Origin of the sequence: Streptomyces cacaoi, from assembly GCF_006539165.1 — a bacterium.
In the GTDB taxonomy this organism is placed as follows: Bacteria; Actinomycetota; Actinomycetes; order Streptomycetales; family Streptomycetaceae; genus Streptomyces; species Streptomyces cacaoi.
Map to the genome: position 1 here is coordinate 173555 of NZ_BJMM01000011.1, position 26780 is coordinate 200334.

Sequence of the window (26780 nt, forward strand, 5' to 3'; positions counted from 1 at the left end):
GGAGAAACGGGGAACGCTTTGCCGGACATCCTGGGGTCGGTGACCGGATCCCCCTGGATCTACGCGGTCATCGCCGCCTCCGTACTCCTGGACGTCTTCGTCCCCCTGCTGCCCAGCGGCGTCCTGGTGATCGCCGCGGCCACCGCGGCGGCCGGCACCACGGCGGCCGACGCCGCCGACCTCCCCAGCACCGCGGCGCGCCATGTCTCCGGCAGCACACACCTGGCCGAGATCTGTCTGCTCGTGCTGTGCGCCACCGCCGCCTCCGTCCTCGGCGACCTCGTCGCCTGGCGGCTCGCCCGGCGCGGCGGCGCCCGTTTCGAGCGCGCCGTGGCCCGCTCGCGCCGGCTGACCACCGCCCGTGAACGCCTCGGCAGCGCCCTGAGCAGGGGCGGCGGCACACTCGTCGTCCTCGCCCGGTTCGCGCCCGCGGGCCGCTCCGTCGTCAGCCTGACCGCGGGCGCCTCGCACCGCACCGCCCGCGAGTTCGTCCCCTGGTCGGCGCTGGCCGGGCTCGCCTGGGCCGGATACAGCGTCGGGCTGGGCTACTTCGGCGGCCAGTGGCTCGGCGCGAGCTGGCTGAGCACCGGCGTCTCCGTCTTCGCCCTGTTCGCGGCGGGCACGCTGGCGGCCTGTCTGATACGGCGCGAACCCCGGGCCGCGCACGCCCCGGCGGAGGAGGGCCCGGCGGCCTGGCCACCGGGCCCCGGCCCGCTCGGGCTGGGCTCACTGCCCGCCCTGCCTGCCATGCGCGTGCCCGGCGAGCCCGCCCCCGCCGCGCCCCCGGCGACCGCGCCGTCCGAGGCGTCCCGCGCCTGACGGGCCCGCCGCGGACGGACACATGTACGGCGGCCGGGACGGAGAGCTTTCCGTCCCGGCCGCCGTACGTGTGTCCGGTGTCAGCGGCGCCTGCCGCGTCCCCGGTACGTCAGTGGTTGCCGCTGCCGCGCTTGCTGAGGAGCGGCGGGGCGTCCTTCAGCGCGTCGACGACGCCCTGCACCGCACCGGTCTTGCCGGACTTCTTCACGGGCCCGTCGGCGGCCTGCGCGGCTGCGGGGACGACGACGAGAGCCAGGGCCGCGACGGCGGCGGTGGCGAGTGCTCGGCGCATGGGGTGTTCTCCTCGGTGTCTTCGTGAGCTGTGTGCCGGGGTCCACCGGCGGCCGTTCCGCCGGGACCCCAGCCCGGTAACGAGCAGGCGCGCCGACAGGGCACGCGGTGGTTCACCCGCCCGGCACTCCGGGCCCGCCGGAACCGCCACCGTCCAACCCCCGCCGCCGGAAGGGGACTTCGCCCCGCTCCTCTCCCCGCCCGGAGGCGCGGCCGCCGGGCCCCGGGTGCCGGGCGCCGCCGGCCGTCGTACCGTCCACGACAGAGGCAGCGGGAGCGCGGACGCCGGCGGGCCGGCGCCGCCACCGCGTGCCGAAAGGGACGTGAGCCGCGCCCGACGCCCGGCCGGTGGGCGCCGGTCGCGGCTCACGGGCACCGGGTCGCCGGCGGGCACCTGCTGGCGCCGGGCCGACGGCGGAGGCGGAGACCTTGCGATCGGTGGTGCTCCCCAGCATCCGGCACGGAGCGCGCATTCCCGTCAGCAACATGGGGCGCGCACCGAAAAGCACACTTTCGGCTCATCGGCTCCGCCGCCCCCGCCGAGCGCAGCGGGCAGCCCTCTCCGGCCCGGACACCGCACGGAACGTCTGTTTCGCGCGGAACGGCCCACTGGATACCGACGAGTACCCCCACATTCGGACATCTCTCCGGAACACCGGACGTAGCGCCAGGTAACAGGGTTACGCTCCCGCTTCAACGAGCCCAGGGGGGATCATGAATCAGCACGCCCAGCACGCCCACCAGCAGCCCGAACAGCCCCTTCCGCAGCAGCAGTTCACGCCCGCGCCACCGCCGAAGAAGAAGCGCACCGGCCTCAAGATCACGCTCGGCGTCGTCGCCGGGATCGTCGTCGTCGCCGCGTTCGCCTCCGGCGGCCAGGACGACGGCGGCGACGGCGGCAGAGCCGAGGCAGGCGACAGCGCGGCCGCCGCCCCCGCCGAGGACAAGGCGAAGGACCAGCCGAAGGCGGCGGAGGCCGCGGACGCCGGGTCCGAGAAGTCCCAGGCGGAACAGTTCAAGGCGCACGTCGCCAAGAAGGGCACACCGCAGCAGAAGGAGGCCGTCCAGCACGTCACGGACGTCCAGGGCGCGGACAAGCGCAACGACGTCATGGACAGCGCGGAGATCCACACCGACTACACGGGCGGCATGACCGGCCCCCACACCGGGGACGGCAAGCTGCTGGCCTCGGCGTTCGCCGGCTGGAGGTCCTCCGACAACGGCCTGGTGACGGTGTACGACGCCGACGGAGAAATCCTCTCCAACGGCAACTACTGACCCGCGCCCGGACCCGGCCCGGACCGCTCCGAGACGGACACACGTAAGGCCCCCGCGGGATTCCGGCGGGGGCCTTACGTCGTGTGGACCGTGGGCACAACTGGGATCGAACCAGTGACATCTTGCTTGTAAGGCAAGCGCTCTACCGCTGAGCTATGCGCCCGGAAGTGGTGGGACGACAGAGTACCTTGCCGGGAGGCGACGCGTGCAAACGCGGGTGGGACGGGGGGGCGGGAGCGTGAACTTCCCAGCTCGTGTGTTCGTTGGTACCTGGTGGGACAATGACGACCGGTCCAGGTCGAAGGGCGCACAGGAGAGGGTTTCGTGGCGGCGATGAACGGCGGCGGTACCCGCCGCTGGGGCTGGGGCGGCGGCCGTGCGGAGAATCAGCGGGCCGGCGCACAGGCCGCGAAGGACGCCGCGGCGGCGGCCTTCTACGAACTGGACACGGCCCAGCGCGATCTCAAGATCTCCATCGAGACGATCGGCGCCGTCGACGACTCCCCCGCCGCCCGCAAGGCGCTCACCGACTTCGCCGACTTCGGCGCCCGTATCGACCGCGTCAGCCAGGACTACATCACCGTCGTCGACTCCCACGACCTGGACCGCGACGACCTCGACGCCGCCTCGGCCTCCCGGGCGCGCGCCGAGCTGGAGCGCGCCCGGCAGGATCTGCAACGGGTCAAGGGCGAGCTGGACCGGTTCGCGCGGGGGCTCGGGCCGCTGCTCGCCCAGGCGGAGAACCAGCTGGCGCGGCTCGCTCCGGCCGTCGAGCGGGCCCGGCAGAGCCTGCTGGCGGCGACGACGGCGCTGGACGGGGCGCGTGGCGCCGGCTTCACGGCCGACGGCCTCGCGGCCCGGCTCGCGGCGCTCTCCCCGGAGCTGACCAGGCTCAACGAGGGCGCGGGCGCCCACGGCGTGCAGGAGACCCTGCAACGTGCCGACCGGGTCGTCCGTGAGGCCGAGGCGGTGCGGGGCGAGGCGGAGCAACTGCCGCAGCGGGCCGCGGAGATCGACAAGCGGCTGTCGTCGCTGCGGACCCGTACCCAGGCGTTGCAGACCCGTGCCGAGCAGGTCGAGCCGGTGCTCAGCGAGCTGCGGCGGCGGTTCAGCGTGGCCTGCTGGCAGGACCTCCAGCAGGTGCCGCAGCAGGCGGCGAGCACGGCACGGCAGGCGGACGAGAAGCTGCGGGAGGCGGGAGCGGCCCGGCAGGAGCAGCGCTGGGCGGATGCCACGGCGCTGCTGGCGACGGTGCGGGCGCTGCTGAACACCACGGACGAGGCGGTGAAGGCGGCCGGGGAGCGGCTCCAGCGGCTGAACGAGGTCTCCTTCGACCAGTCCCAGGAGGTGGAGCGCACCCGTTTCGCGATCCGGGACGCGCAGCGGCTGGCCATGGCGGGCCGCAGCACGCCCGATCCGCGGCACGCGGGCCCGCTGGACAACGCCGTCGAGCGGGTCGACCGCGCGGTGGCCTCGCTGACCGGCCGGCATCCCGACTACTGGCATCTGCTGACGGAGCTGGACGCCGTCAAGGAGACGGTGCAGCAGGTCGTGGAGCAGATCCGGCAGGAGCGGGCCGGCCACTGAGCATCGTCCGGGCCGCCCCGCCGCGGGCCGACGCCGGTCCGGCCACCCCTACGGCTGTCCGGCTGTCCGGGGCGGTCTCCCGCTGCCCGGTCTGCCTAGTCGTGCGGCGGCGGGAGATGTCCGAGTGCGGTGCCGATCGCCCGCAGGATGGCCTCGCCTGCGGCCACACCGCGCTCGGGGACGGCGCGCACATGGGGCGGATTCCAGCCGCTGTCGGCGAGTTCCCCGTGGGCGGGACGCCAGCCGCGCTCGGCGGCGTGCAGCAGATCGGCGTCCAGCAGCGAGTCCCCGGCCGCCCAGAATCCGTCCGCTCCGGCGCGGTCGGCGGCCTCGGCGACGGCGGCGCTCTTGGTCAGCGGACGCGGCACGGCGTAGATCTTGCGGCCCTGGAGGGAGACGTTCCAGCCGCGCGGTCCGGCCCAGTCGGCCAGTTCCTTGACCCAGGTCTCGGGCAGCACGGCGCGGTCGACGACGAGGTAGACGAACAGGTCGTCGGCGACGCGTTCCTTGCGCAGCCAGGCCGGGTCGGCGTGCCGCAGGATGCGGGCGCGGACCTCCTGAAGCGGGGCGCACTCGGTGAGCCGCGCGCGCACCCGGGCCCGCCAGTCGGGGTCGCTCTCGCCGTCGACGAGCAGATGGCCACCGTTCGCGCACACCGCGAAGCGGGGCGGCGGCCCGGGCAGCCGGACGCGGCGGTACTGCTCGGGGGTGCGGGTGGTGGCGGGGACGAACGGGGTGCGCCGGGCGAGGTCGTCCAGCAGCGCGGCCGCGTCCTCGGTCAGGTAGGACAGCGGGCTGTGCTCGTAGACCTCCACGCAGAGCAGCCGGGGTGCTTCGGCGTCGGGCCCGGTCAGCGCGAGGGCGGCGGCGGAGTAGATCAGGGTGCGGTCGAGGTCGCTCGCGATCAGCGGGCTCATCGGTGTGCGGCCTTTCCGTCGGCACCGGTGGCACCGCGTGTGTAGCGGGGGTGTACCAGTCCGACGCAGGTGTAGGGCAGGTCGTCGGTCTCCTCGACGGGCACGCCGCGCTGCTGGGCCAGCAGCCGGACGTGGTCGAGGTCGGCTCCGCTGCCGCGGCGGGCGAGGATGCGCCAGGGGACGCGGCGCAGCAGGACGCGGGTGGTCTCGCCGACGCCGGGTTTGACCAGGTTGATGTCGCCGATGCCGTACGCGTCGCTGATGCGTTCGACGGCACGCCAGCCTTCCCAGGTGGGTGCCCGCTCGGCCTCGGGCAGCGCGGTGAGCGCCTCGGCGTCCCGCACGGCCTGCTCGCGGACGGCGTCGAAGCGGGCGCAGACGGCGTCGAGGAAGTCGCGCGAGACGTCGCTGCCGGCGAGCTCGCGATAGAACTTCGCGCCGTGGAAGTCGTCCGGGCCGACGAGGTCGGCGCGCAGCACGGTGCGGGAGACGAGCCCGGAGACCGTCGAGTTGAGGCACGCGGAGGGGATGAGGAAGTCCTCGCGGGTGCCGCGGGTGCGTACGCAGGAGCCGGGGTCGGCGAGGACGGCCGGGTCGGGGACGAAGCCGCGGTGTTCGGGGTGGGCCGCGAGCGCGTCGGCCAGTTCGCGGGTGATGGCGCCCTTGCCCGTCCAGCCGTCGACGAAGACCACGTCCGCCGGGTCGTGGTGGGCGGCGAGGTAGCGCAGCGCCGTGGGGTCGAGGCCCCGGCCGCGGACGATGGAGACGGCGTAGTGCGGCAGGTCGAGGCCGTGCATCCGCCGCGCCCAGCGGCGCATCAGGATGCCGACGGGTGTTCCGGCGCGGGCCAGCGAGGCGAGCACGGGGCGGGGGCCGCGTTCGGCGAGCACCGTCTCGGTGACGGTGCCCACCGCGAGGGCGAGGCGTTCGGCGGAGCCGTCCAGCGCGGCGCGGAAGAGCCGCTGGTACTCCTCGTCGGGCTGGTATTCGACCGGCAGGGACTCGGCGTAGTGGGCGCCGCCCGCCTGGATGGCCTCCTCGCGTTCCTCGGTGGGCGCCTCCAGATCGACGTCGGAGAGGTCCTGGAGCAGCCAGGCCACGTCGTCGGGCGCGTAGGAGGAGAAGGCGGGCCCGCGCAGCGGCTGCGGCAGCCGGTCGGCACCGCGCCGCTGCCGGGGCACACGGGTGGGGAGGACGGTCAGCAGCACCTGCGGGGCGCAGTGGCCGAGCCGGTCCAACAGCCCGCCGGGTGCGTGCAGTTGCGGGGTGTCGGCGGCGCTGTCGGTCACGACGACGATCGTGTCGAAGCCCTGGCCGGCGATGTTGTAGGCGTAGCGCTGCTCGGGGGCCGGGGGCGTGCCGTCCGGTGCGGGGGCCAGGTCGTGGGCGGGGAAGGTCAGGGCACTGCGTATCGCGTAGCCCGGGTCGTCCAGCGCGAGGACGGGCGAGCGGGTGGTCGTGGAGAAGCGGACCTCCAGCGAGGGGGCCGCGGGTGCCGACGGGCCGGCCGGGGCCGCCGTCTGCCGCTCCAGCTCGCAGGCGAGCCGCAGCGGCGCGTACATCAGCTCCTCCGTCCCGAGGACGAGCACGCGGTGCGGGCCCCCGGCGCCGTCCGTGTTCGTGTCCGCGGGCCGGTCCAGCGCGTCGAGCAGCTGTGCGGCCATGCCGGGCAGCACCGCGTCCAGCCGCCGTGCGTGCCGGGGATGGAATCCGTGCCGGCCGCCGTCGGGGAGCCCGGCGGGCCAGCCGGTCGCCACCCGGCGCGCGGGCGCGGGCGCACCGGCGCGTTCCGGTGCGGCGCCCGCCTCCGGCCCGCAGGCGGCGACCAGTTCACGCCCGCGCTCCAGGACGTCGTCCGGCAGCCGGACGGTGCCGGAGGCCAGGGCGAGCACATCGAGCCGGGCGCCGAGCCCGGCGGCGAACTTCTCCAGCTCCTCCACCTCGGCAGCGCCCCGCAGATCGACGAGGGCGACGACGACGTACCGCTCCCGGGGATGCACGGCGTGCAGCGCCGCGAGGGTGTTGCGGACGGTGCGGCCGGTGGACAGCTCGTCGTCGACGAGGACCAGCGGGCCGTCCGTGCCCAGCAGGGCGGGGTCCTCCGGCAGCAGCAGATGCGAGGTGGCGTGGCTGTGCTCCTCCTCGAACCGGCCGACGGGCTCCACGCCGGTGCCGCGGCGCCGCGTGGAGTGCAGGAACGGCACCCCGCCCATGCCGTCGGCGACGCAGTGTCCGAGCGCCGTCGCCGTCTCCGCGAACCCGACGACGGTCGAGCGGGCCGCCCCGTCCTCGCCGAGCAGCTCCCGCACTCTCCGGCCGAGCCGCACGCCGGAATCCCGGACGACGGAGGGCCGCTGGGGAACGTGCTTGCCCAGCACGGTGGAGACCAGCAGATGGGCGCGCTTGGGGTTGCGCCGCAGCGCGAGCCCCAGCAGATCGCGCAACCCCTCGCCCTCCGGCCGCACCCCGAGCCGCCGTGCGACCCACTCGCCCGGCCACACCGCGCGCTGCCTGTCTTCCCCTGCGCTCACTTGACTCCCGCCGCCAGCAGTTCCACGAAGCTCACACCCTCGCGTGCCACCCCGAACACCTCGCCGCGCAGCAGCGTGCGCTCGGCCCAGGCGCGGTGCGGCTTCACCTCGTTCATCTTGTTCGTATAGGCGGAGCGCAGCACTCCGCCGTCCCCGCGCTCCGGGCGCAGCACATCGGTCGCATCGCAGAACTCCTCGTGGCTGACGACCGACAGCGCGTGCACCGGGGCCACATGGGAGGGGTGGATGCAGGTCTTGCCCAGCAGGCCGTTGGCGCGGTCGAGTTCGATCTCGCGCAGCAGCCCGTCCATGTCGTGTTCGATGAGGGCCGTGCGGATGTCCTCGGCGCGTCCGCTCAGGAAGGGACTGCGCCGCAGCTGCGGCTTGAACATCCTCTCCTGCGGCCGGAAGTACTCCCACACCGGGCCGGTCACCGTGAACCCGGTGCCGTCCGCCCTGCCGAGCATGTTCACCACGTCGCCGATGACGGAGGCCACCAACTGCACGTCGTAGGCGGTCATCTCGGGGGTGCGGCGCAGCCCGTAGGCGGAGCAGAAGTCGGTCACACCGAGGCGGAGCGCGAGCACCCGGTCCCGGTACTTGTCGACGACGCGGGCGATCCCGGTCAGTGTCCCCGTCCGGCTCTCGCGGTGCAGCAGCTCGGGGGACTCCAGCACGGGCATCGCGAACAGCCGCCGCCCGCAGGCGGCTTCGGCTCCGGCGAGCGCCTCCAGGAAGGGAATACCGCGGTCCTCGGTGAACTTCGGCAGGACGAAACCGGACAACAGCCGCACGGCGGGCCCCAGCCGGTCGACCAGGTCCTCGATCTGCCCCGGCTCGCGCACCCGGACGAACAGCAGCGGCACCTCGTCGTCCCGCTCCTGCCCGGCCAGCCACCGCAGCTGGTCGACGAGGTTCTCCTCGGCCTGCGGAACCTCGCCGTCCGATATGGAGTCCTCCAGGCACAGCACCATCGACACCACGCCGCGCGCCGCCTGCTTGAGCACGTCGTCGGCGAGCGCCGGCCGGGTCGCCGGACTGTAGAGGGTGGCGCCGAGCGCGGCGGCGAGGAACGCCGCGGGCGCCTCGGCGGTGAACTCGGCGGGTTCCCGGTGGAAGAGCGCGCTCCGGCGCTCAGGCGTGAGGTGCCTGAAATGCCGCATGTGTATCCCCGTCCACCGTCTTCTCCCGCGAGCGGGCCGCCGCCCGTGCGCCCTCGCACGGCCCCGGCCGTCTCCTCGTTCTGTTCGCGTGCATCACCGCACAGCCGCTCATCGTACGTACGAACAGAGGTCAAGAGTTCCCCAAGGGGGCAGGACACACATCACGTCCCCGCCGCGTCCGGGCCCGGCCCGCCGTCCGTGGCGGCCCCGCGGCGGGCTTCTCGCGTTGTCGCGACACAGGAGCGGAAGGCAGGATTGATGCCATGACGCACGCGATGACGAAGGGATCGAATCTCCAGCTGGAGACCGCGGCCGTCCGCGCCGTGCTCTGCTGGACGCCTGGTGCGGGTGTGCCGGATGTCGATGCCTCGGCTCTGCTGCTCGGCCACGACGGCACGGTCCGCTCCGATGACGACTTCATCTTCTACAACCAGCCCCGCCACCCCTCGGGCCTGGTCAGACACCTCCCCAAGAAGCGCGGCACGGACGGCCTGCGCGACACGGTCGAGGCGGACCTGACCTCCCTGGACTCCTCCGTCGACCGCGTGCTGCTGGCCGCCTCGGCCGACGGCGGCACCTTCGCCGACGTCCCCGGCCTGCACCTGCTGCTCCTGGACGCCGAAGCGCCCCGGAGCCGGGCCGGCCACCCGGACGGCGCAACCGAAGCGGACGGTCTCATCGCGCGCTTCGACATCGAACCGGAGACCGGTTCGGAGACGGCCATGGTCTGCGGCGAGCTCTACCGCCGCGGCGACAGCTGGAAGTTCCGGGCGCTCGGCCAGGGCTACGACACCGGACTGGTCGGCCTGGCCACGGAGTTCGGCATCTCCGTCGACGAGAACGAGCCCGCCCCCGAGCCCCCGGCGGCCCCGGACCTCGACCCGGACGCGACCCTGGTGCACGCCCCCGGCCCCGACACCGTGGGCGCGCCGGACTACGGGCCCGCCGCCACCGTGCCCCAGCCGCCGCCCGAGCCCGGGATCCCCGAACCGGACCCGATGCCCGAGCCCCGGCCCGACCCGACGCCCCAGCCGGAGCCGGGCCCGCCCGTCCCGCCGTCCCCGCCGCCCGGCCCCGGCCCGGGCCCCGAGCCGACACCGCCGCGCCCCGGCCCCGGACCGGGCCCCGAACCGGCCCCGCCGTCACCGGGCCCCCAGCCCACCCCGCCGACGCCCACGCCCGATCCCGCGCCGCCGCCGCAGCCGCCGGGCCCCGAGCCCCAGCCGGACCCCGCGGGCACGGTTCCGGTCGTGGCCGCGTATCCGCCTCCGCCGCCCTCGCCGCCGGCCTACGGCTATCCCCAGCCGCCGCAGCACCCGCCGGCCACCGGCCCGGCGTACGGCTATCCCCAGCCCGCCTACGGCTATCCGCAGCCCGACCCGGCGTTCGCACTGCCGCCCCAGGGGCCGCAGTTCCTGCCCGGCCGGGCCCGCTGACCGGGCCGGGACGGATCCGGACAGCCGCGGGCCCCGGTGCAACACCGCACCGGGGCCCGCTGCTGTCCGAGCACCGCGCTCCGCGCGCTCAGACCTGCGTCTTGTATCCCCTGCCCCACTGGAGCCCCCAGCCGTAGAGCCGGTCCAGCTCGGCCTGGAAGCCGTAGACGTAGCGCACCTCGCGCCGTACCCGCAGCTCGCCCTTGATGTTCTCCATCAGCAGCACGGCACACGACCTGGCCTGCGGGGCCCGCTCGTCCAGACCCACCTCCACCCGCGGCCCGTTGCTGGGGAACAGCGAGAGGATCGCGTGCGTCCGGTCGAACGCCGGGGTTCCGTCGTAGATGTAGACGAAGAACAGCAGCCGCTTGATCTCGTCCTTGTGATCGAGGTTGACGTAGATCGTCTCGCCCGACGGGGAGCCGAACCTGTCGTCACCGCTGAGCTTCACATACGGCGGCGCGTTCATATCGCCCAGGAAGTTGCCGAGCGGCTGGACCACGCCCTTGCTGCCGTCCGCCAGTTCGTACAGACAGGCCAGGTCCAGGTCGACGTTGACGACGCCCTGGGTGTGGGACTGGCCCGTGTTCGGCTTGAACAGCTGCGCCGGGTGCCGGAGCGAGGCGAGGCTGCGCCGCGGCCTGCCGTCCATGTCCGAACTGCGCATCCGCCACGACAGGTTGACCCGCATGCTGCCGGAGTCCGCGCCCTGCTTGGTCAGGGACAGCTCCGAGTACCGCTTGGTCAGCTCCACCGCATACGTCGAAGGGCCGCCGACCGTATCGAACTTGGGGCCACGCCGCCCCATCCCCACACCGCGCCGCCAGTTCTCCCACAGGGAGACCATCCCGCACCCCCCAGTCAGCCGTGTCCGTCTGCCGTCACGCGTCGCCCGCGCGTTCACCACTACCGCGGGGCGGCTCCGGACGGGCAGACCCGGGGGCCCGCACCGGCGCCGAAGCCGCCCCGCAAGGAGCGTTCCTCACCGAACGGGAGGTCACACGCGCGAGGTCACCTCGGATTGCTCCGCGTCGCCGCCTCCGCCTCCGTCGTCACCGGAGCCCCCGGCGGCCTCCAGCGCACGGTTGCGCCGCACCGAGGACCAGAACGAGGTGGCGATCAGGACGACACCGACCAGACCGGTGATGACCTCGTTGATCTGGTACTTGATGGTGACGAGCAGGATCACCGCGAGCGCGCCGATGGCGTAGTGGGCGCCGTGCTCCAGATACACGTAGTCGTCCAGCGTGCCCTGGCGCACCAGGTAGACCGTCAGGGAACGGACGTACATCGCGCCGATACCCAGGCCGAGCGCCATCCAGAAGATGTGGTTGGTGACGGCGAACGCGCCGATGACACCGTCGAACGAGAAGGACGCGTCGAGGACTTCGAGGTAGAGGAACATGAAGAACGCGGCCTTACCGGCCAGTCCGACCGCCGAGGGCTGCTTACCGGCCCGCTTGGCGGCCTCTTCGGCCTCCTGTTCCCGTTCCTCGTCCTCCTCCAGTTTCTCCTCGAAATGACCGGAGAGTCCGCCCACGATCAGATAGGTGATCAGCCCGGCGATACCGGAGAGCATGACGGTGCCGGATTTGTCGGCGTGCATACCGCCGTGCTGGTGCGCCGCGGTGGCGATGGTGGTCGCGGAGATCAGCAGAACGATCAGCGCGATGCACAGCGAGAGCCCGTTGATCTTCCCCAGCTTGGAGAGCGGACGCTCCAGCCACCCGAGCCACTTGTGCTCGCGCTCCTCGAAGATGAAGTCGAGGAAGATCATCAGCAGGAACATCCCGCCGAACGCGGCGATGGACGGATGTGCGTCGGTGACGAGCTGCTCATAGCGTTCGGGCTCGTCGATGGCGACCTGGACCGCCTCGATCGGCCCCACTTTGGCACTGATGGCGACGATGACGACCGGGAAGATCAACCGCATCCCGAAGACCGCGATCACAATGCCGATGGTGAGGAAGATCTTCTGCCAGAAGGCGTTCATCTTCTTCAGTACGCCGGCGTTGACGACCGCGTTGTCGAAGGACAACGAGATCTCCAGGATGGACAGGATCGCCACGAGAGCGAACGCCTCCCACCCCCAGAAGAACGCCGCTGCGGCGAGACCCACGGCGGTGACGCCGAAGGACCAGCCAAAGGTTTTCAGGAGCACTGGCTTCCCAATCCGGTATCCGGTCTACGAAAGAACTGCACGATGCGGCCGCCGCTCGGTGCGAAGAGCCGAGACGCCTGAGAGGCCGGTGACCGCTCAGGCGACGTTGACGCCGAAGTCTAGGGCGATACCGCGCAGCCCCGAGGCGTACCCCTGGCCAACTGCACGGAACTTCCACTCCCCGTGGTAGCGGTAGAGCTCACCGAAGATCATCGCGGTCTCCGACGAGGCGTCCTCGGTCAGGTCGTAGCGGGCCAGCTCCATACCGTCCGCCTGGTTGACGACCCTGATGTACGCATCGGTCACCTGCCCGAAGGTCTGGTGCCGACTCTCTGCGTCGTAGATGGAGACGGGGAAGACCACCTTGTCCACCTGCGGGGGGACCAGCGTCAGATCCACCAGCACCGTCTCGTCGTCCCCGCCGCCGGTGCCGCCGACCAGCTCGTCGCCGGTGTGCTCGACCGAGCCGTCGGGGCTCTTCAGGTTGTTGTAGAACACGAAGTACTCGTCGCCGAGCACCTTGCCCTGGGCGCAGAGCAGGGCACTGGCGTCCAGGTCGAAGGCGGCCCCCGTCGTCGACCTGGCCTGCCAGCCCAGACCGATCTGGACCTGGGTCAGATTCGGTGCGGCCTTCGAAAGGGAGACGTTGCCCCCCTTGGCGAGCGTCACGCTCATGTCGCTGCATCCTCTCCCCGGTTGCTGTGCGTCCAGTCTCCCTGCACCAGCGGGCGCCGCACACCTCCTGGTTACGGAAGTCTGCGACGCCCGCGGGCTGCCGGTCTCCGCCTGCCGGAGCCGCCGGGACCGGGGCACCGGCAGGCCGTGGCGGAAGTCGTCTGTCTGATCCGTCAGACGTTGACGCCGAAGTCCTGCGCGATACCGCGCAGACCCGAGGCGTACCCCTGACCGATGGCACGGAACTTCCACTCCGCGCCGTGCCGGTAGAGCTCACCGAAGACCATCGCGGTCTCGGTCGACGCGTCCTCGCTGAGGTCGTAGCGCGCCAGCTCGTTGTTGTCCGACTGGTTGACGACGCGGATGTAGGCGTTCCGCACCTGGCCGAAGCTCTGCTGGCGGCTCTCCGCCTCGTAGATCGACACCGGGAAGACGATCTTCTCCACGTCCGCGGGCACCCCGGCGAGGTTCACCTTGATGACCTCGTCGTCCCCCTCGCCCTCACCGGTGAGGTTGTCGCCGGTGTGCTCGACGGAGCCGTCGGGGCTCTTGAGGTTGTTGAAGAACACGAAGTTCTGGTCGTTGGCGACCTTGCCCTCCGCGTTCGTCAGCAGGGCGCTCGCGTCCAGGTCGAAGTCACTGCCGGTGGTCGTACGCGCGTCCCAGCCCAGACCGACGATCACCGCGGTCAGGTTCGGCGCCTCCTTGGTCAGCGAGACGTTGCCGCCCTTGCTGAGGCTGACTCCCACGAGTCCTCCTGGAATTCGTTCGTGAGGAGCACTGCGTGTGCCCCGTAAATGGATGCCGTCCGATCAACGATCCGATCCTAGTGAGCGGTTCCCTTCCCTACAGCCCTCTTACGGAACGGGCCCGGGAACGGCACCGGGAACCGGGCCGGGAAATCGCTTCCGCCCGCCACGGCCCGGTGCGCACCCGGAATCGGGCAGGCATCGGGCCGGGCGGGCGAACGGCCGGGATCCGCGACTCAGAGCTCTTCGAGCGCCTTCACGTAATCGTTGAGGTCCCGGGCGTCCGGCAGACCGTTGACGACGGTCCAGCGCACGACGCCCTCCTTGTCGATGATGAAGGTGCCGCGCACCGCGCAGCCCTTCTCCTCGTCGAAGACGCCGAAGGCACGCGATGCCTCACCGTGCGGCCAGAAGTCCGAGAGCAGCGGGTACTCCAGGCCCTCCTGCTCGGCGAATACACGCAGCGCGAACGGCGAATCGTTGGAGACGGCGAGCAGCTGCACATCGTCGTTGACGAACTTCGGCAGCTCGTCACGGAGCGCGCACAGCTCACCGGTGCACACGCCGGTGAAGGCGAAGGGGTAGAAGAGCAGGACGACGTTCTTCTTCCCACGGAAGTCCGAGAGCCGCACGGCCTGCCCGTGCTGGTCCTTCAGCTCGATGTCCGGGGCCTTCGTGCCGGCCTCGATCGCCATGGTGGTGTTCCCTTCGTCATCGGGACAGAAATCACCACCACCCTATGTTCCGAGCCCCTGACCTCGATGCGGAGGTCAGGGGCTCATGAAGGGACGGTGCGCCCGGCCCGGAGCCGGACCACGGTGAACGGGCCCGAGGAGCGACGAAGAGCGCCCCGGCGAGCGGGGAGACGGCCCGCGCGACCGGCTGCCGGCCGGTGCGGAGCCCGCGTCACGGTGCGGGGCGGACCGTAAGGGCGCGGCGCGGCGGTAGCCGACGGCTGCCGTGGTGCGGCCGGCCGGGAGGGGTGCCGTGGGAGCCACGGCCGGGATCAGCGCTTGCTCGAACGCGCGCCCTTCGGGGTGACCAGACGGCTGCCGGTCCAGTCCTTGGCGGCGTTGAAGCTCTTCGTCTGGGAGAGACCCGCGGTCTGGGACGCCTCGCCGATCTCGCTCGGCTCGATGTAGCCGTCGCGGCCGGTCTTCGGGGTCAGCAGCCAGACGGGGGCGCCCTCGTCGATCATCGTGGTCGCGTCCACCAGCGCGTCCGTCAGATCACCGTCGTCGTCGCGGAACCACAGCACCACGGCGTCGGCCACATCACCGTAGTCCTCGTCGACGAGCTCCTGGCCTGTGATCTCTTCGATGGACTCGCGGAGCTCCTGGTCGACGTCGTCGTCGTAGCCGATCTCCTGGACCACCTGTCCGGGCTGGAAACCCAGCCTTGCGGCGGGGTTGGTCCGCTCCTCCGCGTGGTCCGCGGTCGCGCTCACGGATTGCCTCCAGTCATGTTTCTCGAATATGGCTTGCGCCCCGCGCGCACGCGAAGCATGGGGCGTAGTCCACACGGGCGGGCCGGATCACGCAAGTACCCGCCCGTCGATCCCGCCCAAACGTTGACGTGTCATCCCACAATGCCTGATCGACAGTGATTCACACCACATTGAGTGGGTCGACCGGGGGCCAGGATCAGCCAGGTTTGCCACCCCCACCCCAGGGGAGCCGTACGGGTACCAGGAGTCACCGAACGGACGTTTCCGGAGGGAACGGGATCTGCCCGCCATACCCGTGCACGAGGCGTAAGGTGCGCTGTGCCGCGGCCGGGCCCGCTCGGCACCGCACCGGCCCCGGCCGGCGCGACCACCGGGGGTGTCCGCCCCCGCCGAGGCGCCCTACCGGGCAGGGCCGGGTTACCTCGCGGTACAGGTGACGCCGTCGTCCGGGCGGTCCACGATGGAGACGGCGCTGCCCACAGAGCACGTGCCAGCGCGTGCGCTGCCGCTCAGCCGGCAGAGCGCGACATCACCGAGACAGCGAAGGAACAGCGTGGCTTCCGCATCCGATCGCACCCCGATCATCATTGGCGGTCTCCCCAGCCAGGTGCCGGACTTCGACCCCGAAGAGACCCAGGAATGGCTCGACTCGCTCGATGCCGCCGTCGACGAACGCGGACGGGAACGCGCCCGCTATCTGATGCTGCGCCTCATCGAACGCGCACGCGAAAAGCGTGTCGCCGTCCCGGAGATGCGCAGCACGGACTACATCAACACCATCGCCACCCGGGACGAGCCCTTCTTCCCCGGCAATGAGGAGATCGAGCGCAAGGTCCTCAACGCGACCCGGTGGAACGCGGCCGTGATGGTCTCGCGTGCACAGCGCCCCGGGATCGGAGTCGGCGGCCACATCGCCACCTTCGCCTCCTCCGCCTCTCTTTACGATGTGGGCTTCAACCACTTCTTCCGCGGCAAGGACGAGGGCGACGGCGGCGATCAAGTCTTCTTCCAGGGCCACGCCTCCCCCGGGATCTACGCCCGCGCCTATCTGCTCGACCGGCTCTCCGAGGGGCAACTCGACGGTTTCCGGCAGGAGAAGAGCAAGGGCGTCAACGGCCTCTCCAGCTATCCGCATCCGCGCTCGATGCCGGACTTCTGGGAGTTCCCGACCGTCTCCATGGGGCTGGGACCGATCGGGGCGATCCACCAGGCCCGGATGAACCGCTACATGGAGGCCCGCGGTATCGCGGACACCTCCCGCTCGCGGGTGTGGGCGTTCCTGGGCGACGGCGAGATGGACGAGCCCGAGTCGCTGGGTCAACTGTCCCTGGCCGCACGGGAAGGGCTGGACAACCTCACCTTCGTCATCAACTGCAACCTCCAGCGGCTGGACGGGCCGGTACGGGGCAACGGGAAGATCATTCAGGAGCTGGAGTCCTACTTCCGCGGTGCCGGATGGAACGTCATCAAGCTGGTGTGGGACCGCTCCTGGGATCCGCTGCTGGCGCAGGACCGGGACGGCGTGCTGGTCAACAAGCTGAACACCACGCCCGACGGGCAGTTCCAGACCTACGCCACTGAGAGCGGCGACTACATCCGGCAGCACTTCTTCGGCGGTGACCAGCGGCTGCGCAAGATGGTCGAGGGCATGACCGACGATCAGTTGCTGCACCTGGGCCGCGGTGGCCACGACCACCGCAAGGTCTATGCCGCGTACAAGGCGGCGGCCGAGCACAAGGGGCAGCCCACCGTCATCCTCGCGCAGACCATCAAGGGCTGGACGCTGGGCCCGAACTTCGAGGGCCGCAACGCCACCCACCAGATGAAGAAGCTGACTGTCGACGATCTGAAGGGGTTCCGGGACCGGCTGCACCTGCCGATCCCCGACCGCGAGCTGGAATCCGGGCTGCCGCCCTATTACCACCCGGGGCGGGACTCGGAGGAGATCCAGTACATGCACGACCGGCGCCAGGAGCTGGGCGGTTACGTGCCCACCCGCGTCAACCGCGCCAAACCGCTGAACCTGCCGGACGATTCCGCGTACGCGGCGCTGAAGAAGGGGTCGGGTCAGCAGCAGATCGCGACGACGATGGCCTTCGTCCGGCTGCTGAAGGACCTCATGCGGGACAAGGAGATCGGCAAGCGCTTCGTGCCGATCGCACCGGACGAGTACCGCACCTTCGGTATGGACTCCTTCTTTCCGTCGGCCAAGATCTACAACCCACTGGGGCAGCTGTACGAGTCGGTGGACCGTGAACTGCTGCTCGCCTACAAGGAGTCGCCCACCGGGCAGATGCTGCACGACGGCATCTCGGAGGCCGGCTGTACGGCAGCGGCGATCGCGGCGGGCTCCGCGCACGCCACCCACGGCGAGCCGCTGATCCCGATCTACGTCTTCTACTCGATGTTCGGATTCCAGCGCACTGGCGACCAGTTCTGGCAGATGGCCGACCAGATGTCGCGCGGCTTCGTGCTCGGCGCGACCGCCGGCCGCACGACGCTCACCGGCGAGGGGCTCCAGCACGCCGACGGGCACTCGCACCTGCTCGCCTCGACCAACCCCGCGGCCGTCGCCTACGACCCGGCGTTCGGCTTCGAGATCGCGCATATCGTGCGGGACGGGCTGCGCAGGATGTACGGCTCCAGCCCCGAACACCCGCAGGGCGAGGACGTCTTCTACTACCTGACCGTCTACAACGAGCCGATCCAGCAGCCGGCCGAGCCGGAGAACGTCGACGTGGAGGGCATCCTCCAGGGCCTGTACCGGTACCGCGAGGGCCGGCAGGGGACCCACCGGGCGCAGATTCTCGCTTCCGGTGTGGCACTGCCCTGGGCGCTGGAGGCCCAGCGGATCCTCGCGGACGAGTGGGACGTGAACGCCGATGTGTGGTCCGCCACTTCGTGGAACGAGCTGCGCCGCGAGGCCGTCCGGACGGAGGAGCACAACCTTCTCCACCCGGAGGAGGAGCAGCGTGTGCCCTATGTGACGCGGAAGCTGCGGGATGCCGAGGGGCCGAAGGTGGCCGTCTCGGACTGGATGCGCGCGGTTCCGGACCAGATCGCCCGCTGGGTGCCGGGCACGTACCAGTCGCTGGGGACCGACGGCTTCGGCTTCGCCGATACCCGTGGCGCGGCCCGCCGTTTCTTCCACGTCGACGCGCAGTCGATCGTCCTCGGTGTGCTGACCGAGCTGGCCAGGGAGGGCAAGGTCGACAGGTCGGCGCTGAAGCAGGCGATCGATCGCTACCAGCTGATGGACCCGTCGGCGGCTTCCCCGGGCAGTGCCGGGGGCGACGCCTGAGAGCGGCCGGTGTGGCCCGGGCGGCACCGCTGCCCGGGCCACTGCCCTGTGCTGCCGGGGGTGTTGGCCCACGAGTGCGCCCTCCTGCACCGGCCCGCGGCAGCCGTGGCTCCTCGGCCGCGGCGCTGCCCGAATGAGAAGGAAGGACACGCGGCGGACCACGGCGCGGCACCGGGCCCTCCCGCCGGGGCGCCGCGACCGCCCGCCGGGCAGCGCCCGGCGGAGCGGAAGGGCGTGGCGCACACAGCGGAGTACGGCGCCTGTGGCACGGGCACACCTCTGCCGGGCGCCGCCGGGGCACCTCACCGCTCCCACACCTTGAACGCACGGCCCTGGTACGGCGCCTTCGGCGTCCAGGAGCCCGACGGGTGGGTCTTGAACTCCGCGGTCTCCGCGCACTCCGCGCTCTGGTACAGCGTGACGGGGCGGCCGGTGCGGTTGGCCAGCGCGGAGACCGTCGCGCCCTTGGGGAGGCGCACACAGCTCTCGATGTCGGTGTTGCTCAACTCGTAGGTGTGCCGCTCGCCGTGGAAGTCGGCGCCCTCCCACAGACAGAGTTCTCCCCGGGCGCAATCCCCCAGCTCGGGGGCGGAGGCCCCTTTCTCCTTGCCGCCGGCGGCCGGCCGGGCCCCCGCCGACTGGGCCCCCGCGGCCAGCGCCGCGGCCGTCACGACTGCCGTCGCCGCGAGGACGCGGACGTACTTCCTGCGACCGTGTACGGGCATGGCTGTCATAGCTGATCACTCCCCCGGTTCCGGGCCGGGCTGCTGCCGCCCGGCGTGTGGCCGGGTCATGGCGCCCGGCGTGTGACCAGCATGTGCGGCGTTGTGATGATCGCCAAGAAAGAACGGCCCGGTTCACCAGGACAGGTGGCGGAGTTTTCCACAACTCCCAAGTAATCCACGGTTCCTGGCGTCCCGGGCCGCTGCGGCTCCGAGTGGGGCATCGTCAGATATGCACGGACGGCCCCGCGTCGTTCTTCCCGCGACTGGTGAAGACGGCCACGCCCGCTGCGACGACAGCGACGATTCCCGCACAGATGAAGGCGAGGCTCATGCCGGAGATGAACGAGTCGTGGACGACGTGCCGGGTGGCCTCGACGATCCGCTCCGGGGTGCCGCTCGGCGCGGGCGGAGCCATGCCGACCTCGGCTGCCTTCTTCAGACCGGTCTCCTGCTCGGCGGGCAGCGGGGGCAGCTTCGCCTCGGCCCACTTCTGCGGCAGTTCGTCGCCGACGCGGGAGGCCATGACGGCACCGAGGACGGCGGTGCCCAGGCTGCCGCCGACCTGCATGGCGGCCTGCTGGAGCCCGCCCGCGACGCCGGCGTGCTCCAACGGCGCGTTGCCGACGATGACTTCGGTGGCGCCCACCATCACCGGGGCGAGACCGAGGCCGAGGAGCGCGAACCAGACGGAGGAGATACCGGCACCGCTGTCGGCGTTCAGCGTCGACAGGCCGAACATCGCGACCGCCGTGATCACCATGGCGGCCACGAGGGGTATTCGCGGACCGACCTTGGTGATGACCCCGCCCGCGATCGGCGAGGCGACGATCATCGTGCCGGTGAGGGGCAGCAGCCGCAGCCCGCTGTCGACCGGGGAGAGCCCGCCGACGTTCTGGAGGAAGAAGGTGACGAAGAAGAGGCCGCCCATGAAGCCGAAGGCCATGAGCACCATCAGCACCGTGCCGGCGGTCAGCGGCACGGAGCGGAACATCGACAGCGGAAGGAGGGGCTCCGCCACCCGGCTCTCCCAGAAGCCGAAGCCGATGAAGGCCAGCAGGGAGATCCCCAGGAAGCCGAGGGTCTTCGGGTCGCCCCAGTGCCACTCGGGCGCCTTGATGATCGCCCACACCAGGCAGAACATCGCCACGGACAGCAGCACGATGCCCAGCACGTCGAAGGAGCGCGGAGCCTGCTCGGCCCGCCGGTCCAGCAGCAGCACCAGGCCCATGATCAGGGCGAACGCCCCGACCGGGATGTTGATGAAGAAGACCGATTCCCAGTTCACGTGCTCGACGAGCAGACCACCGATGATCGGTCCCGCGGCCGTGGAGGCACCGATCACCGCGCCCCAGATGCCGATGGCGGCGTTCAGCCGCTCGGCCGGGAAGGAGGCGCGCAGCAGCCCGAGGGCGGCGGGCATCAGCAGCGCCCCGAATATGCCCTGGAGTACACGGAAGAAGATGACGAGGCCGACGCTGCCGGCGAGTCCGATGGCCCCGGAGGCGGCGGCGAAGCCGACGACGCCGATGAGGAAGGTCTGGCGGTGGCCGAAGCGGTCACCGAGCTTGCCCGCCGTGATCAGGGAGACGGCCAGGGCGAGCAGATAGCCGTTGGTGATCCACTGCACATCGGCAAGCGAGGCGCCGAGGTCCTTCTGGATGGCGGGGTTGGCGATGGCGACGATGGTGCCGTCGAGGGCGACCATCGCCACCCCGAAGGCGACGGTGACGAGAGTCAGCCAGGGGTGGCCCCTCAGCCCGGCGCGGGGTCCCGCTCCCCCGCCCCCCTGGTGTCCTGGATCCTGCGCATCCTGCGGGATGGTGCTGGTCTGGGAGCTCATGGCGGGAGACTAATGACAGTCGCTGACAATTGACAAACCGAATTATTCGCAGGTAAATGTCAAGCTGCTTACAGATGACGTGAGCAGCGAGAAAGCGAAGAAGGAGCACAGTGACGGGTCTGCGTGAACGCAAGAAGCAGCGCACCAGGGACGCTCTTATCCGCGCCGCTCACGAGCTGTTCGTCACGCAGGGCTACGACGCGACGACCGTCGATCAGATCGCCGAAGCCGTGGACGTCTCCCAGCGCACCTTCTTCCGGTACTTCACCAACAAGGAAGAGGTCGCCCTCTCCCTGCACGAGACCATCAACGACCGGTTCTACGCGTCCCTGTGCGCACGCCCCGTGGACGAGCCGCCCTTGCAGAGCCTGCGGCGGGCCGTGGACGAGGTCTGGGACGAATCCAGCCGCACGATCACCGAGATCCTCCCGGTGGAACTGCACATGCAGTTGTGCCAGGTCATCGAGACGACGCCCTCGCTCCTCTCCGCCCACCTGCACCACTATCTGCTGCTGGAGGAGAAGCTGGTGCAGGAGATCGCCCGGCGCACGGGGCTGGACGACGAGCAGGATCCGCGGCCGCGGGTGCTGGTCGCGGCATTCGCCGGGGTGATGCGCTCGGCCGCACGGCACTGGGGGATGCGCGGAGACGCCTCCCTGGAGGAGGCCCGCCGGTCGACCCACGCATTCCTGGACGAACTGCGCCCCGCACTGGCCTCCGAGTGGGGCCGGGGAACCCGGGTCGCGGAGCGTGACGAGTGACCGCAGGTGCACCCGTTTTGACCTGAGTATCCACTCCAAAACGTGAGATGACTCACGGGATTCGCGACGATGCGGGGATGCCGGTCGCCATCTCCTAGGGTGGCGCCCCAGTGAATTACTTCTCCGCTCTCGGCAATCCACTGTCCGGGCCGGGCCTTTCGACGGAAGGGGTCTCCGGCTCCACCGTCTGGCGCGCACTGTTCGCACTGGCCGTGGTGCTGGTGCTGCTGGCGACGACCGGCTGGACGGCGGTACGCGGCAACGATGTGGCCTCCGGGCCGCGCGCCGCGGCGCTCCAGGCATGGGAGAAGGGCTCGTTCGCCGGGCGCCCGCTGCCCGATCCGGACTCCTCACCCCGCCGTATCGCGCACTGGTTCAAGACCCTCGACCCGGGGCAGCAACGCACGCTGGCCCAGCGATATCCCCTGGTCGTCGGCAATCTCGGCGGTGCGCCGCTGAAACTGCGGTACCGGGCCAATCACCAGGCCCTCGTCCAGGCGCGGGACACCGAACGCCGCCGGATGACCGATGAGCGGCTGACCGACGAGGGACGGCACGACGCCGGGCGCCGGATGCACCGCTACGAGTCGATGCTCCGGCCCGGACGCCAGTTCATCGCCTTCGATCCGACGGACCGGGGACGGGCCGCCGAGGTGTTCGGTGATCTGCAACACGCGGAGCGGCTCTCGGTGGTGGTGCCCGGCGTGGACACCGAGATGCTGACCTTCGAGCGCTCCTCGCGCCGCTACTCGGCGCCCGTCGGGATGGCGTCCGCGCTACAGCGCCAGCAGCAGTCGACGGCCCCGTCCGAGCGGACGGCCACGGTGGCGTGGGCGGACTACAACGCTCCGGCAGGTCTGGGCGTGGAAGCGGCCTCCGGCGGCCCGGCGCAGGAGGGCGCGAAGCGGTTGAACTCCTTCCTGCGCGCGGTGCCGGCCAGTACCGACGGGGCCGCGCCCAAGATGTCGCTGTTCTGCCACAGCTACGGCTCCGTCGTCTGCGGGGTGGCGGCGAAGAAGCTGCCGCGCAGCGTCACGGACATCGCGGTGGCCGGAAGTCCCGGGATGCGGGCGGACAACGCACGCCAGTTGAAGACCCGGGCACACATCTGGGCGACCCGGGACCGGGACGACTGGATCGCCGATGTCCCGCACATGAACGTAGGCGGCCTGGGCCACGGCGCCGATCCGGTCTCCAAGGCGTTCGGGGCGCGGCGTATCTCGTCGGCCGATTCCGTGGGACACACCGGGTACTTCGTGCCGGGCACCCGGTCGCTGGCCAACTTCGCCGCGATCGGGACCGGCTCGTACTCCGCCGTCGACTGCGACACCTCCGATCCGGACTGCTCTCCCTCCGCTCTTTGAGCCGGTACCGGCCGTTTCGAGAGCGGCCACAGGAAGGGGGGACGCGGGGGCACCCGACGCATACGATGGCCCACATGGGTGACGTACTGGCTGGAATGCACTCCGCCTGGGAGTTCGAATCGGACTCGGTGCTCATCCGCTTCGAACGGGGGATCCGCACGCCGAAGCTCTTCCAGGTGCTCGGAGAGCGGCGAATTCCGTACGAGGCGCTGAGCTCGATCGAGCTGGGACCGGGCGCCAAACGCGGCACGGTGGTGCTGCGCGCGGTACCCCGCGAGGGGGCCGACCCGCTGCTGGAGGCCGCCGCCGGACAGCTGAAAGAAGGCAGCGATCCCTACCGTCTCGTACTGCCCGCCGAGCGGGAGACGCTGGCGGACTACTACGCGACCGAGCTGCGCGCCCACCTGGGGGAGCAGGCGCACAAACCGGCCGAACAGCACATGATCGCGGCGCCCGCGCCGCCGCACAGCTTCAAGGCGTACGACGGAAAAGCGTCCTTCGACGGGAGCGTGGTCGCGTTCCGGTGGTTCTGGACGGGGGCTTCCACCGCGAAATGGAAGGCGGGTGACCAGTTCTTTCCGGTCACCGACCTCGAAGACATCGAGTGGCGCTCCCCCGAGGGGGTGAGCGGCCACCTCCGGCTGCGGCCGCGCGGGATCGAGCCGATGGGCGACGCGGACCAGGACCCGGCCTCGGTGGTGTTCGGCCTCGGCTACGGCCCCGTGTACGAGTCCCTGCCGTTCGCCGCCTCCGTCCTGGCGGCGGTACGTGCCGTGGATCCGGCGCAGGCCCCGCTGAGCCCCGTCTCGTGCGGGGCGCCCGCCCCGGCGCAGCAGCGGTCGGATCCGGCCGATGTCGCCGAGCGGATACGGCACCTCGGCGAGCTGCACGACGCCGGGCTGCTCACCGATGACGAGTTCAGCTCGAAGAAGGCCGAACTGCTGGCGGAGCTGTAGGGCCCGTCCGACGGGCGCCGCCTGGCCGCCCGACTGACCGATTGGCCGCCTGGCCGCCTGGCCGCCTGGCCGCCTGGCCGGTGCCTGACTGCTTGGCCGACTGCTTGGTGCCTGACTGCTTGGCTGGCTGGATGGCTGTTCACTGCCGGTGCCCGGCCCGGCTCCCGTGATACCGGGGTAGGGGGTGGCCGGGGTGCATCGCTACTTCCGTAGGACGCCGGGGCGCCCGCGTTCTCCGTACGCTGATCAGGCCATGTCTTCCCCGGATCCCCGCCCTTCCCCCTCGTCTCCGACTCCCCCGCCTCGTGCGGAGCCCTCGGAGTCCGCGGAGCCCTCGGGCTCGCCGGAGTTCCCGGACGCCGTCGAGCATCCGGGCGCCCCGGCCTCCGCTTCTGCATCGCCTTCCCGGCCGGACGGCTCCGCCGACTCGGACGACGGCCCCGGCTCGTCCGGAGCGTCCGGAGCGTCCGGTGCGGGCCGCGGGGTGCGCCGTGGCGCGCGCCCTCTTCGTGGTGCGCGCCCTCTTCGTGGTGCGCGCCGTCTTCCTCCCTTGCCGCCGCCCGTACGGCGCGGGCTGCTCTCCGCTGTGGGGGCGGCGCACCAGGCGCTGCGCGCGCTCGGGGAGGCCGTCGTCACCGAGACCTCCTCCGGCGAGCCCCTCATGGCCGGGGCCGCCTCGCGCACCCTGCGGTGGCTGCCGTACGCGGTGGCCGCCGCGTTCACGGTCGTGCTCATCCCCGTCGCCACGCAGGTGCTGACCTCGGACTACGGCCTGAACGGGACGGTGAGCGGGGCCCTGGGAGTCGCTCAGTCCGCGCCGCTGCTGCTGGCCGTGACCCGGCCGCTGCCGGCCTGGGGGATCGTCTTCACCGCCGACGTCATCGGCGCTCTGGCGCTGCTGGCCGCCCCGGGAACGCTGGGGCGGCCGTGGCCGTGGGCCCCGCCGGTGATCGTGGGCTACCTCGTCCTCTGTCTGGCGCTCGCGCTGCGCGAGAGCCGCCGGACGCTGACGGGGGTATGGCTGGTCACGACGCTGGTCTCGCTCGTCCTCGGGTTCGTCTCGCCCGAGCACAGCGAGGGGACGAACGTGCTGCTGATCGTGCTCAGCGGTGTGATGCTGCTGCTCGGTGCGGCCGTACGGGAGCGGGGCGAGGCACGGCGTGCGCTGGCGGAGCAGGAGACGATCAGCGAGGCGGAACGCGCCCGGCGGACCCTCCTGGAGGAGCGGGCGCGGATAGCCCGGGAACTGCACGATGTCGTCGCCCATCACATGTCGGTCATCACGGTCCAAGCGGACAGTGCACCGTACAGAATCGGCCAACTGCCGGACGAGGCGCGGGAGGAGTTCGGCAGCATCGCCGCGGCAGCGCGCGAGTCGCTGGCCGAGATGCGCCGGCTCCTGGGAGTGCTGCGCAGCGAGGAGGCGCGGGGCGAGCGGGCGCCGCAGCCCGGGCTCGAACGCCTGGAGCAGCTCGTGGAGGCGACGGTCCGCGCCGGGGTGCCGACCGAACTGACCGTCGACGTACCGGACCACGGCCAGGGCGACCGCGCGCTCGACGACGTCCCTCCGGCCGACGGCAACGGCAGCGGCAGCGGCAGCGGCGGTAGCGATAGCGGCGATGACGGCGGCGGTGGTGCTTCGGGGGCCGCCGCCGGAGCTTCCGGGGGCTCGGGGGCGGCCCAGACGGTGACGCTCTCGGCGTACCGGATCGTCCAGGAGGCGCTCGCCAATGTCGTACGGCACGCGCCCGGTGCGAACACGCGGGTGTCGGTGACGGGCAGCGAAGGAGAGCTGACGGTGCTCGTCGTCAACGGGCCGCCGCCGCGCCCCGCAGGGGCTCCGCTGGAGTCGACCGGCACGGGACACGGGCTGGTCGGCATGCGGGAGCGGGTCCGACTGGTGGGCGGAACCCTCGACACCGGTCCGCTGCCGGACGGTGGGTTCCGGGTGGCGGCGCGACTGCCGTACCCGGCACCGGCCGGGGAGGACCGGCCCGGCACGACGGTCCGCGCGGACGGCCACGAGGGGGCCGGGACGGCCGACAGCGGACGCGGTGGCGATGGTGGCGAGGGCGGTGATGGCGGTGACGGCTGGAGTGACAGCGGTGACGGCGGTGATGGCGGCGGTGGCCGGAGTGACCGCGGTGAGAGCCGTGGCCGCAGTGTGAGCGGGGCCGGGAGCGGTGGCGATGACAGCGGCGATGGCAGCGGCGGTGGCGGGGAGCGGGCCTCGGACGGTGGGAGGTAGCGGACGGTTCGGGGTGTGGGGGATGATCCCGGCGAAGCGGCGCGGAGCAGCGCGGGGCGCGGTCGACGGTCTCCATCTGTCGGAAGGCGCGCCGGGGCGCGGCGCGGTCAACTGGCAGGCGTGCGGGGCACCGTCCGGTCGGCGGGCCGGTGTGCGGGGACGTCGCCCCGGCCGGATGGACGGTACGGCGGGACGGGACCCGAACGGCGCCAGGCACCGGACAGCGCCTCGGCCGACCGGGAGGCACGGCAGGACACTGCCCCGCCAGCCGGAAGGCACGGCAGGACGGCGGCCCGCCCGGAGGCACGGGCAGGACAGCGGCCCAGCCCGCGGTACAGCAGGGCAGCGCTCCGGTCGGTCGGAAGGCGCGCGGAAGGTGCGCCGGACACGGCTCCGTCGGACGGAAGGCGAGGCAGGGCGGGGCAGGCAACGGCACCGCGCGGTAGGTCGACGGGAACCGGTCAACTGGGCGGTGTGGCAGGGAGGTTGGCGGGACGGGTGTCGGGGGGGGGGGGGGGGGGGGGGGGGGGG

Annotated in this window: 21 protein-coding genes and 1 tRNA gene; 9 read left to right on the top strand and 13 right to left on the bottom strand. The window is 71.7% G+C overall.

Annotated features, from left to right (window positions below):
• Positions 1–30: 30 nt before the first annotated feature.
• Complete coding sequence (locus SCA03_RS13760) at positions 31–819, top strand: DedA family protein (RefSeq protein ID WP_371863935.1); 789 nt, start codon at positions 31–33, stop codon at positions 817–819.
• 109 nt (positions 820–928) lie between these two features.
• Here the strand turns inward: SCA03_RS13760 and SCA03_RS13765 are convergent, their stop codons facing one another.
• Positions 929–1111: a hypothetical protein gene (locus SCA03_RS13765; RefSeq protein WP_030882566.1), complete on the bottom strand. Its 183-nt coding sequence runs from the start codon at positions 1109–1111 to the stop codon at positions 929–931.
• 713 nt (positions 1112–1824) lie between these two features.
• Here SCA03_RS13765 and SCA03_RS13770 point away from each other — a divergent pair.
• Positions 1825–2388: a hypothetical protein gene (locus SCA03_RS13770; RefSeq protein WP_174864494.1), complete on the top strand. Its 564-nt coding sequence runs from the start codon at positions 1825–1827 to the stop codon at positions 2386–2388.
• A 91-nt stretch (positions 2389–2479) separates the two neighbouring features.
• Here the strand turns inward: SCA03_RS13770 and SCA03_RS13775 are convergent.
• Positions 2480–2551, bottom strand: a tRNA-Val gene (locus tag SCA03_RS13775).
• A 170-nt stretch (positions 2552–2721) separates the two neighbouring features.
• On the opposite strand from SCA03_RS13775, the gene SCA03_RS13780 reads away from it, so the two are divergent.
• Entirely contained in the window at positions 2722–3975 is a 1254-nt protein-coding gene (locus SCA03_RS13780) for a coiled-coil domain-containing protein (protein ID WP_170297961.1), read from the top strand.
• 95 nt (positions 3976–4070) lie between these two features.
• On the opposite strand, the gene SCA03_RS13785 is transcribed toward SCA03_RS13780, so the two are convergent.
• The 3 genes from SCA03_RS13785 to SCA03_RS13795 are packed head-to-tail and all read right to left on the bottom strand — an operon-like array spanning position 4071 to position 8586.
• Positions 4071–4892 carry an HAD family hydrolase gene (locus SCA03_RS13785; RefSeq protein WP_051846707.1) on the bottom strand — a complete coding sequence of 274 codons (822 nt, stop codon included), beginning with the start codon at positions 4890–4892 and terminating at the stop codon, positions 4071–4073.
• Positions 4889–7423, bottom strand: a complete 2535-nt coding sequence (locus SCA03_RS13790) for a phosphoribosyltransferase (protein WP_230988650.1) — start codon at positions 7421–7423, stop codon at positions 4889–4891. Before SCA03_RS13790 ends, SCA03_RS13785 begins: the two co-directional genes overlap by 4 nt.
• A complete protein-coding gene (locus tag SCA03_RS13795) occupies positions 7420–8586 on the bottom strand; it encodes an HpcH/HpaI aldolase/citrate lyase family protein (RefSeq protein ID WP_030892865.1) in 1167 nt (388 codons plus the stop codon). Before SCA03_RS13795 ends, SCA03_RS13790 begins: the two co-directional genes overlap by 4 nt.
• A gap of 263 nt (positions 8587–8849) precedes the next feature.
• Between SCA03_RS13795 and SCA03_RS13800 the strand changes: the two genes are divergently transcribed.
• Entirely contained in the window at positions 8850–10022 is a 1173-nt protein-coding gene (locus SCA03_RS13800) for a TerD family protein (RefSeq protein ID WP_030882586.1), read from the top strand.
• An 88-nt stretch (positions 10023–10110) separates the two neighbouring features.
• Here the strand turns inward: SCA03_RS13800 and SCA03_RS13805 are convergent, their stop codons facing one another.
• The 6 genes from SCA03_RS13805 to SCA03_RS13830 all read right to left on the bottom strand — a co-directional run bounded on the left by SCA03_RS13805 (position 10111) and on the right by SCA03_RS13830 (position 15054).
• Positions 10111–10869: a TerD family protein gene (locus tag SCA03_RS13805; RefSeq protein WP_030882589.1), complete on the bottom strand. Its 759-nt coding sequence runs from the start codon at positions 10867–10869 to the stop codon at positions 10111–10113.
• Positions 10870–11019: 150 nt separating this feature from the next.
• Positions 11020–12183: a DUF475 domain-containing protein gene (locus tag SCA03_RS13810; protein ID WP_030882591.1), complete on the bottom strand. Its 1164-nt coding sequence runs from the start codon at positions 12181–12183 to the stop codon at positions 11020–11022.
• 96 nt (positions 12184–12279) lie between these two features.
• The gene (locus SCA03_RS13815) at positions 12280–12858 is read right to left on the bottom strand and encodes a TerD family protein (protein WP_030882594.1); all 579 of its coding nucleotides are present in this window, start codon (positions 12856–12858) and stop codon (positions 12280–12282) included.
• Between the two features lie 173 nt (positions 12859–13031).
• Complete coding sequence (locus SCA03_RS13820; RefSeq protein WP_030882597.1) at positions 13032–13607, bottom strand: TerD family protein; 576 nt, start codon at positions 13605–13607, stop codon at positions 13032–13034.
• Positions 13608–13843: 236 nt separating this feature from the next.
• Positions 13844–14302 (bottom strand): peroxiredoxin, encoded by a 459-nt coding sequence (locus SCA03_RS13825; RefSeq protein ID WP_030892860.1) that lies wholly within the window; start codon positions 14300–14302, stop codon positions 13844–13846.
• A 311-nt stretch (positions 14303–14613) separates the two neighbouring features.
• Positions 14614–15054, bottom strand: a complete 441-nt coding sequence (locus SCA03_RS13830; protein ID WP_030882601.1) for a DUF3052 domain-containing protein — start codon at positions 15052–15054, stop codon at positions 14614–14616.
• A 553-nt stretch (positions 15055–15607) separates the two neighbouring features.
• Here SCA03_RS13830 and aceE point away from each other — a divergent pair.
• A complete protein-coding gene (gene aceE / locus SCA03_RS13835) occupies positions 15608–18355 on the top strand; it encodes a pyruvate dehydrogenase (acetyl-transferring), homodimeric type (protein WP_030882602.1) in 2748 nt (915 codons plus the stop codon).
• Between the two features lie 302 nt (positions 18356–18657).
• On the opposite strand, the gene SCA03_RS13840 is transcribed toward aceE, so the two are convergent.
• Positions 18658–19080 (bottom strand): peptidase inhibitor family I36 protein, encoded by a 423-nt coding sequence (locus SCA03_RS13840; RefSeq protein WP_086817478.1) that lies wholly within the window; start codon positions 19078–19080, stop codon positions 18658–18660.
• Between the two features lie 223 nt (positions 19081–19303).
• The gene (locus SCA03_RS13845) at positions 19304–20920 is read right to left on the bottom strand and encodes an MFS transporter (RefSeq protein ID WP_030882608.1); all 1617 of its coding nucleotides are present in this window, start codon (positions 20918–20920) and stop codon (positions 19304–19306) included.
• Positions 20921–21030: 110 nt separating this feature from the next.
• Between SCA03_RS13845 and SCA03_RS13850 the strand changes: the two genes are divergently transcribed.
• The 4 genes from SCA03_RS13850 (at position 21031) to SCA03_RS13865 (ending at position 26249) form a co-directional block, all read left to right on the top strand.
• A complete protein-coding gene (locus SCA03_RS13850; protein WP_037851530.1) occupies positions 21031–21681 on the top strand; it encodes a TetR family transcriptional regulator in 651 nt (216 codons plus the stop codon).
• Between the two features lie 110 nt (positions 21682–21791).
• The gene (locus SCA03_RS13855; RefSeq protein WP_030882615.1) at positions 21792–23045 is read left to right on the top strand and encodes an alpha/beta hydrolase; all 1254 of its coding nucleotides are present in this window, start codon (positions 21792–21794) and stop codon (positions 23043–23045) included.
• 74 nt (positions 23046–23119) lie between these two features.
• Positions 23120–24001, top strand: coding sequence for a DUF4429 domain-containing protein (locus SCA03_RS13860; protein WP_086817480.1), 882 nt, complete (start codon positions 23120–23122; stop codon positions 23999–24001).
• A 550-nt stretch (positions 24002–24551) separates the two neighbouring features.
• Positions 24552–26249: a sensor histidine kinase gene (locus SCA03_RS13865; protein ID WP_230988652.1), complete on the top strand. Its 1698-nt coding sequence runs from the start codon at positions 24552–24554 to the stop codon at positions 26247–26249.
• The last annotated feature ends 531 nt before the right edge of the window (positions 26250–26780 follow it).

Excerpts from the sequence above, each read along its gene's own strand:
- SCA03_RS13765 (WP_030882566.1), bottom strand. The coding sequence starts at position 1,111 with ATGCGCCGAGCACTCGCCACCGCCGCCGTCGCGGCCCTGGCTCTCGTC.
- SCA03_RS13770 (WP_174864494.1), top strand. The coding sequence starts at position 1,825 with ATGAATCAGCACGCCCAGCACGCCCACCAGCAGCCCGAACAGCCCCTT.
- SCA03_RS13780 (WP_170297961.1), top strand. The coding sequence starts at position 2,722 with ATGAACGGCGGCGGTACCCGCCGCTGGGGCTGGGGCGGCGGCCGTGCG.
- SCA03_RS13785 (WP_051846707.1), bottom strand. The coding sequence starts at position 4,892 with ATGAGCCCGCTGATCGCGAGCGACCTCGACCGCACCCTGATCTACTCC.
- SCA03_RS13795 (WP_030892865.1), bottom strand. The coding sequence starts at position 8,586 with ATGCGGCATTTCAGGCACCTCACGCCTGAGCGCCGGAGCGCGCTCTTC.
- SCA03_RS13800 (WP_030882586.1), top strand. The coding sequence starts at position 8,850 with ATGACGCACGCGATGACGAAGGGATCGAATCTCCAGCTGGAGACCGCG.
- SCA03_RS13805 (WP_030882589.1), bottom strand. The coding sequence starts at position 10,869 with ATGGTCTCCCTGTGGGAGAACTGGCGGCGCGGTGTGGGGATGGGGCGG.
- SCA03_RS13815 (WP_030882594.1), bottom strand. The coding sequence starts at position 12,858 with ATGAGCGTGACGCTCGCCAAGGGGGGCAACGTCTCCCTTTCGAAGGCC.
- SCA03_RS13825 (WP_030892860.1), bottom strand. The coding sequence starts at position 14,302 with ATGGCGATCGAGGCCGGCACGAAGGCCCCGGACATCGAGCTGAAGGAC.
- SCA03_RS13840 (WP_086817478.1), bottom strand. The coding sequence starts at position 19,080 with ATGCCCGTACACGGTCGCAGGAAGTACGTCCGCGTCCTCGCGGCGACG.
- SCA03_RS13845 (WP_030882608.1), bottom strand. The coding sequence starts at position 20,920 with ATGAGCTCCCAGACCAGCACCATCCCGCAGGATGCGCAGGATCCAGGA.
- SCA03_RS13860 (WP_086817480.1), top strand. The coding sequence starts at position 23,120 with ATGGGTGACGTACTGGCTGGAATGCACTCCGCCTGGGAGTTCGAATCG.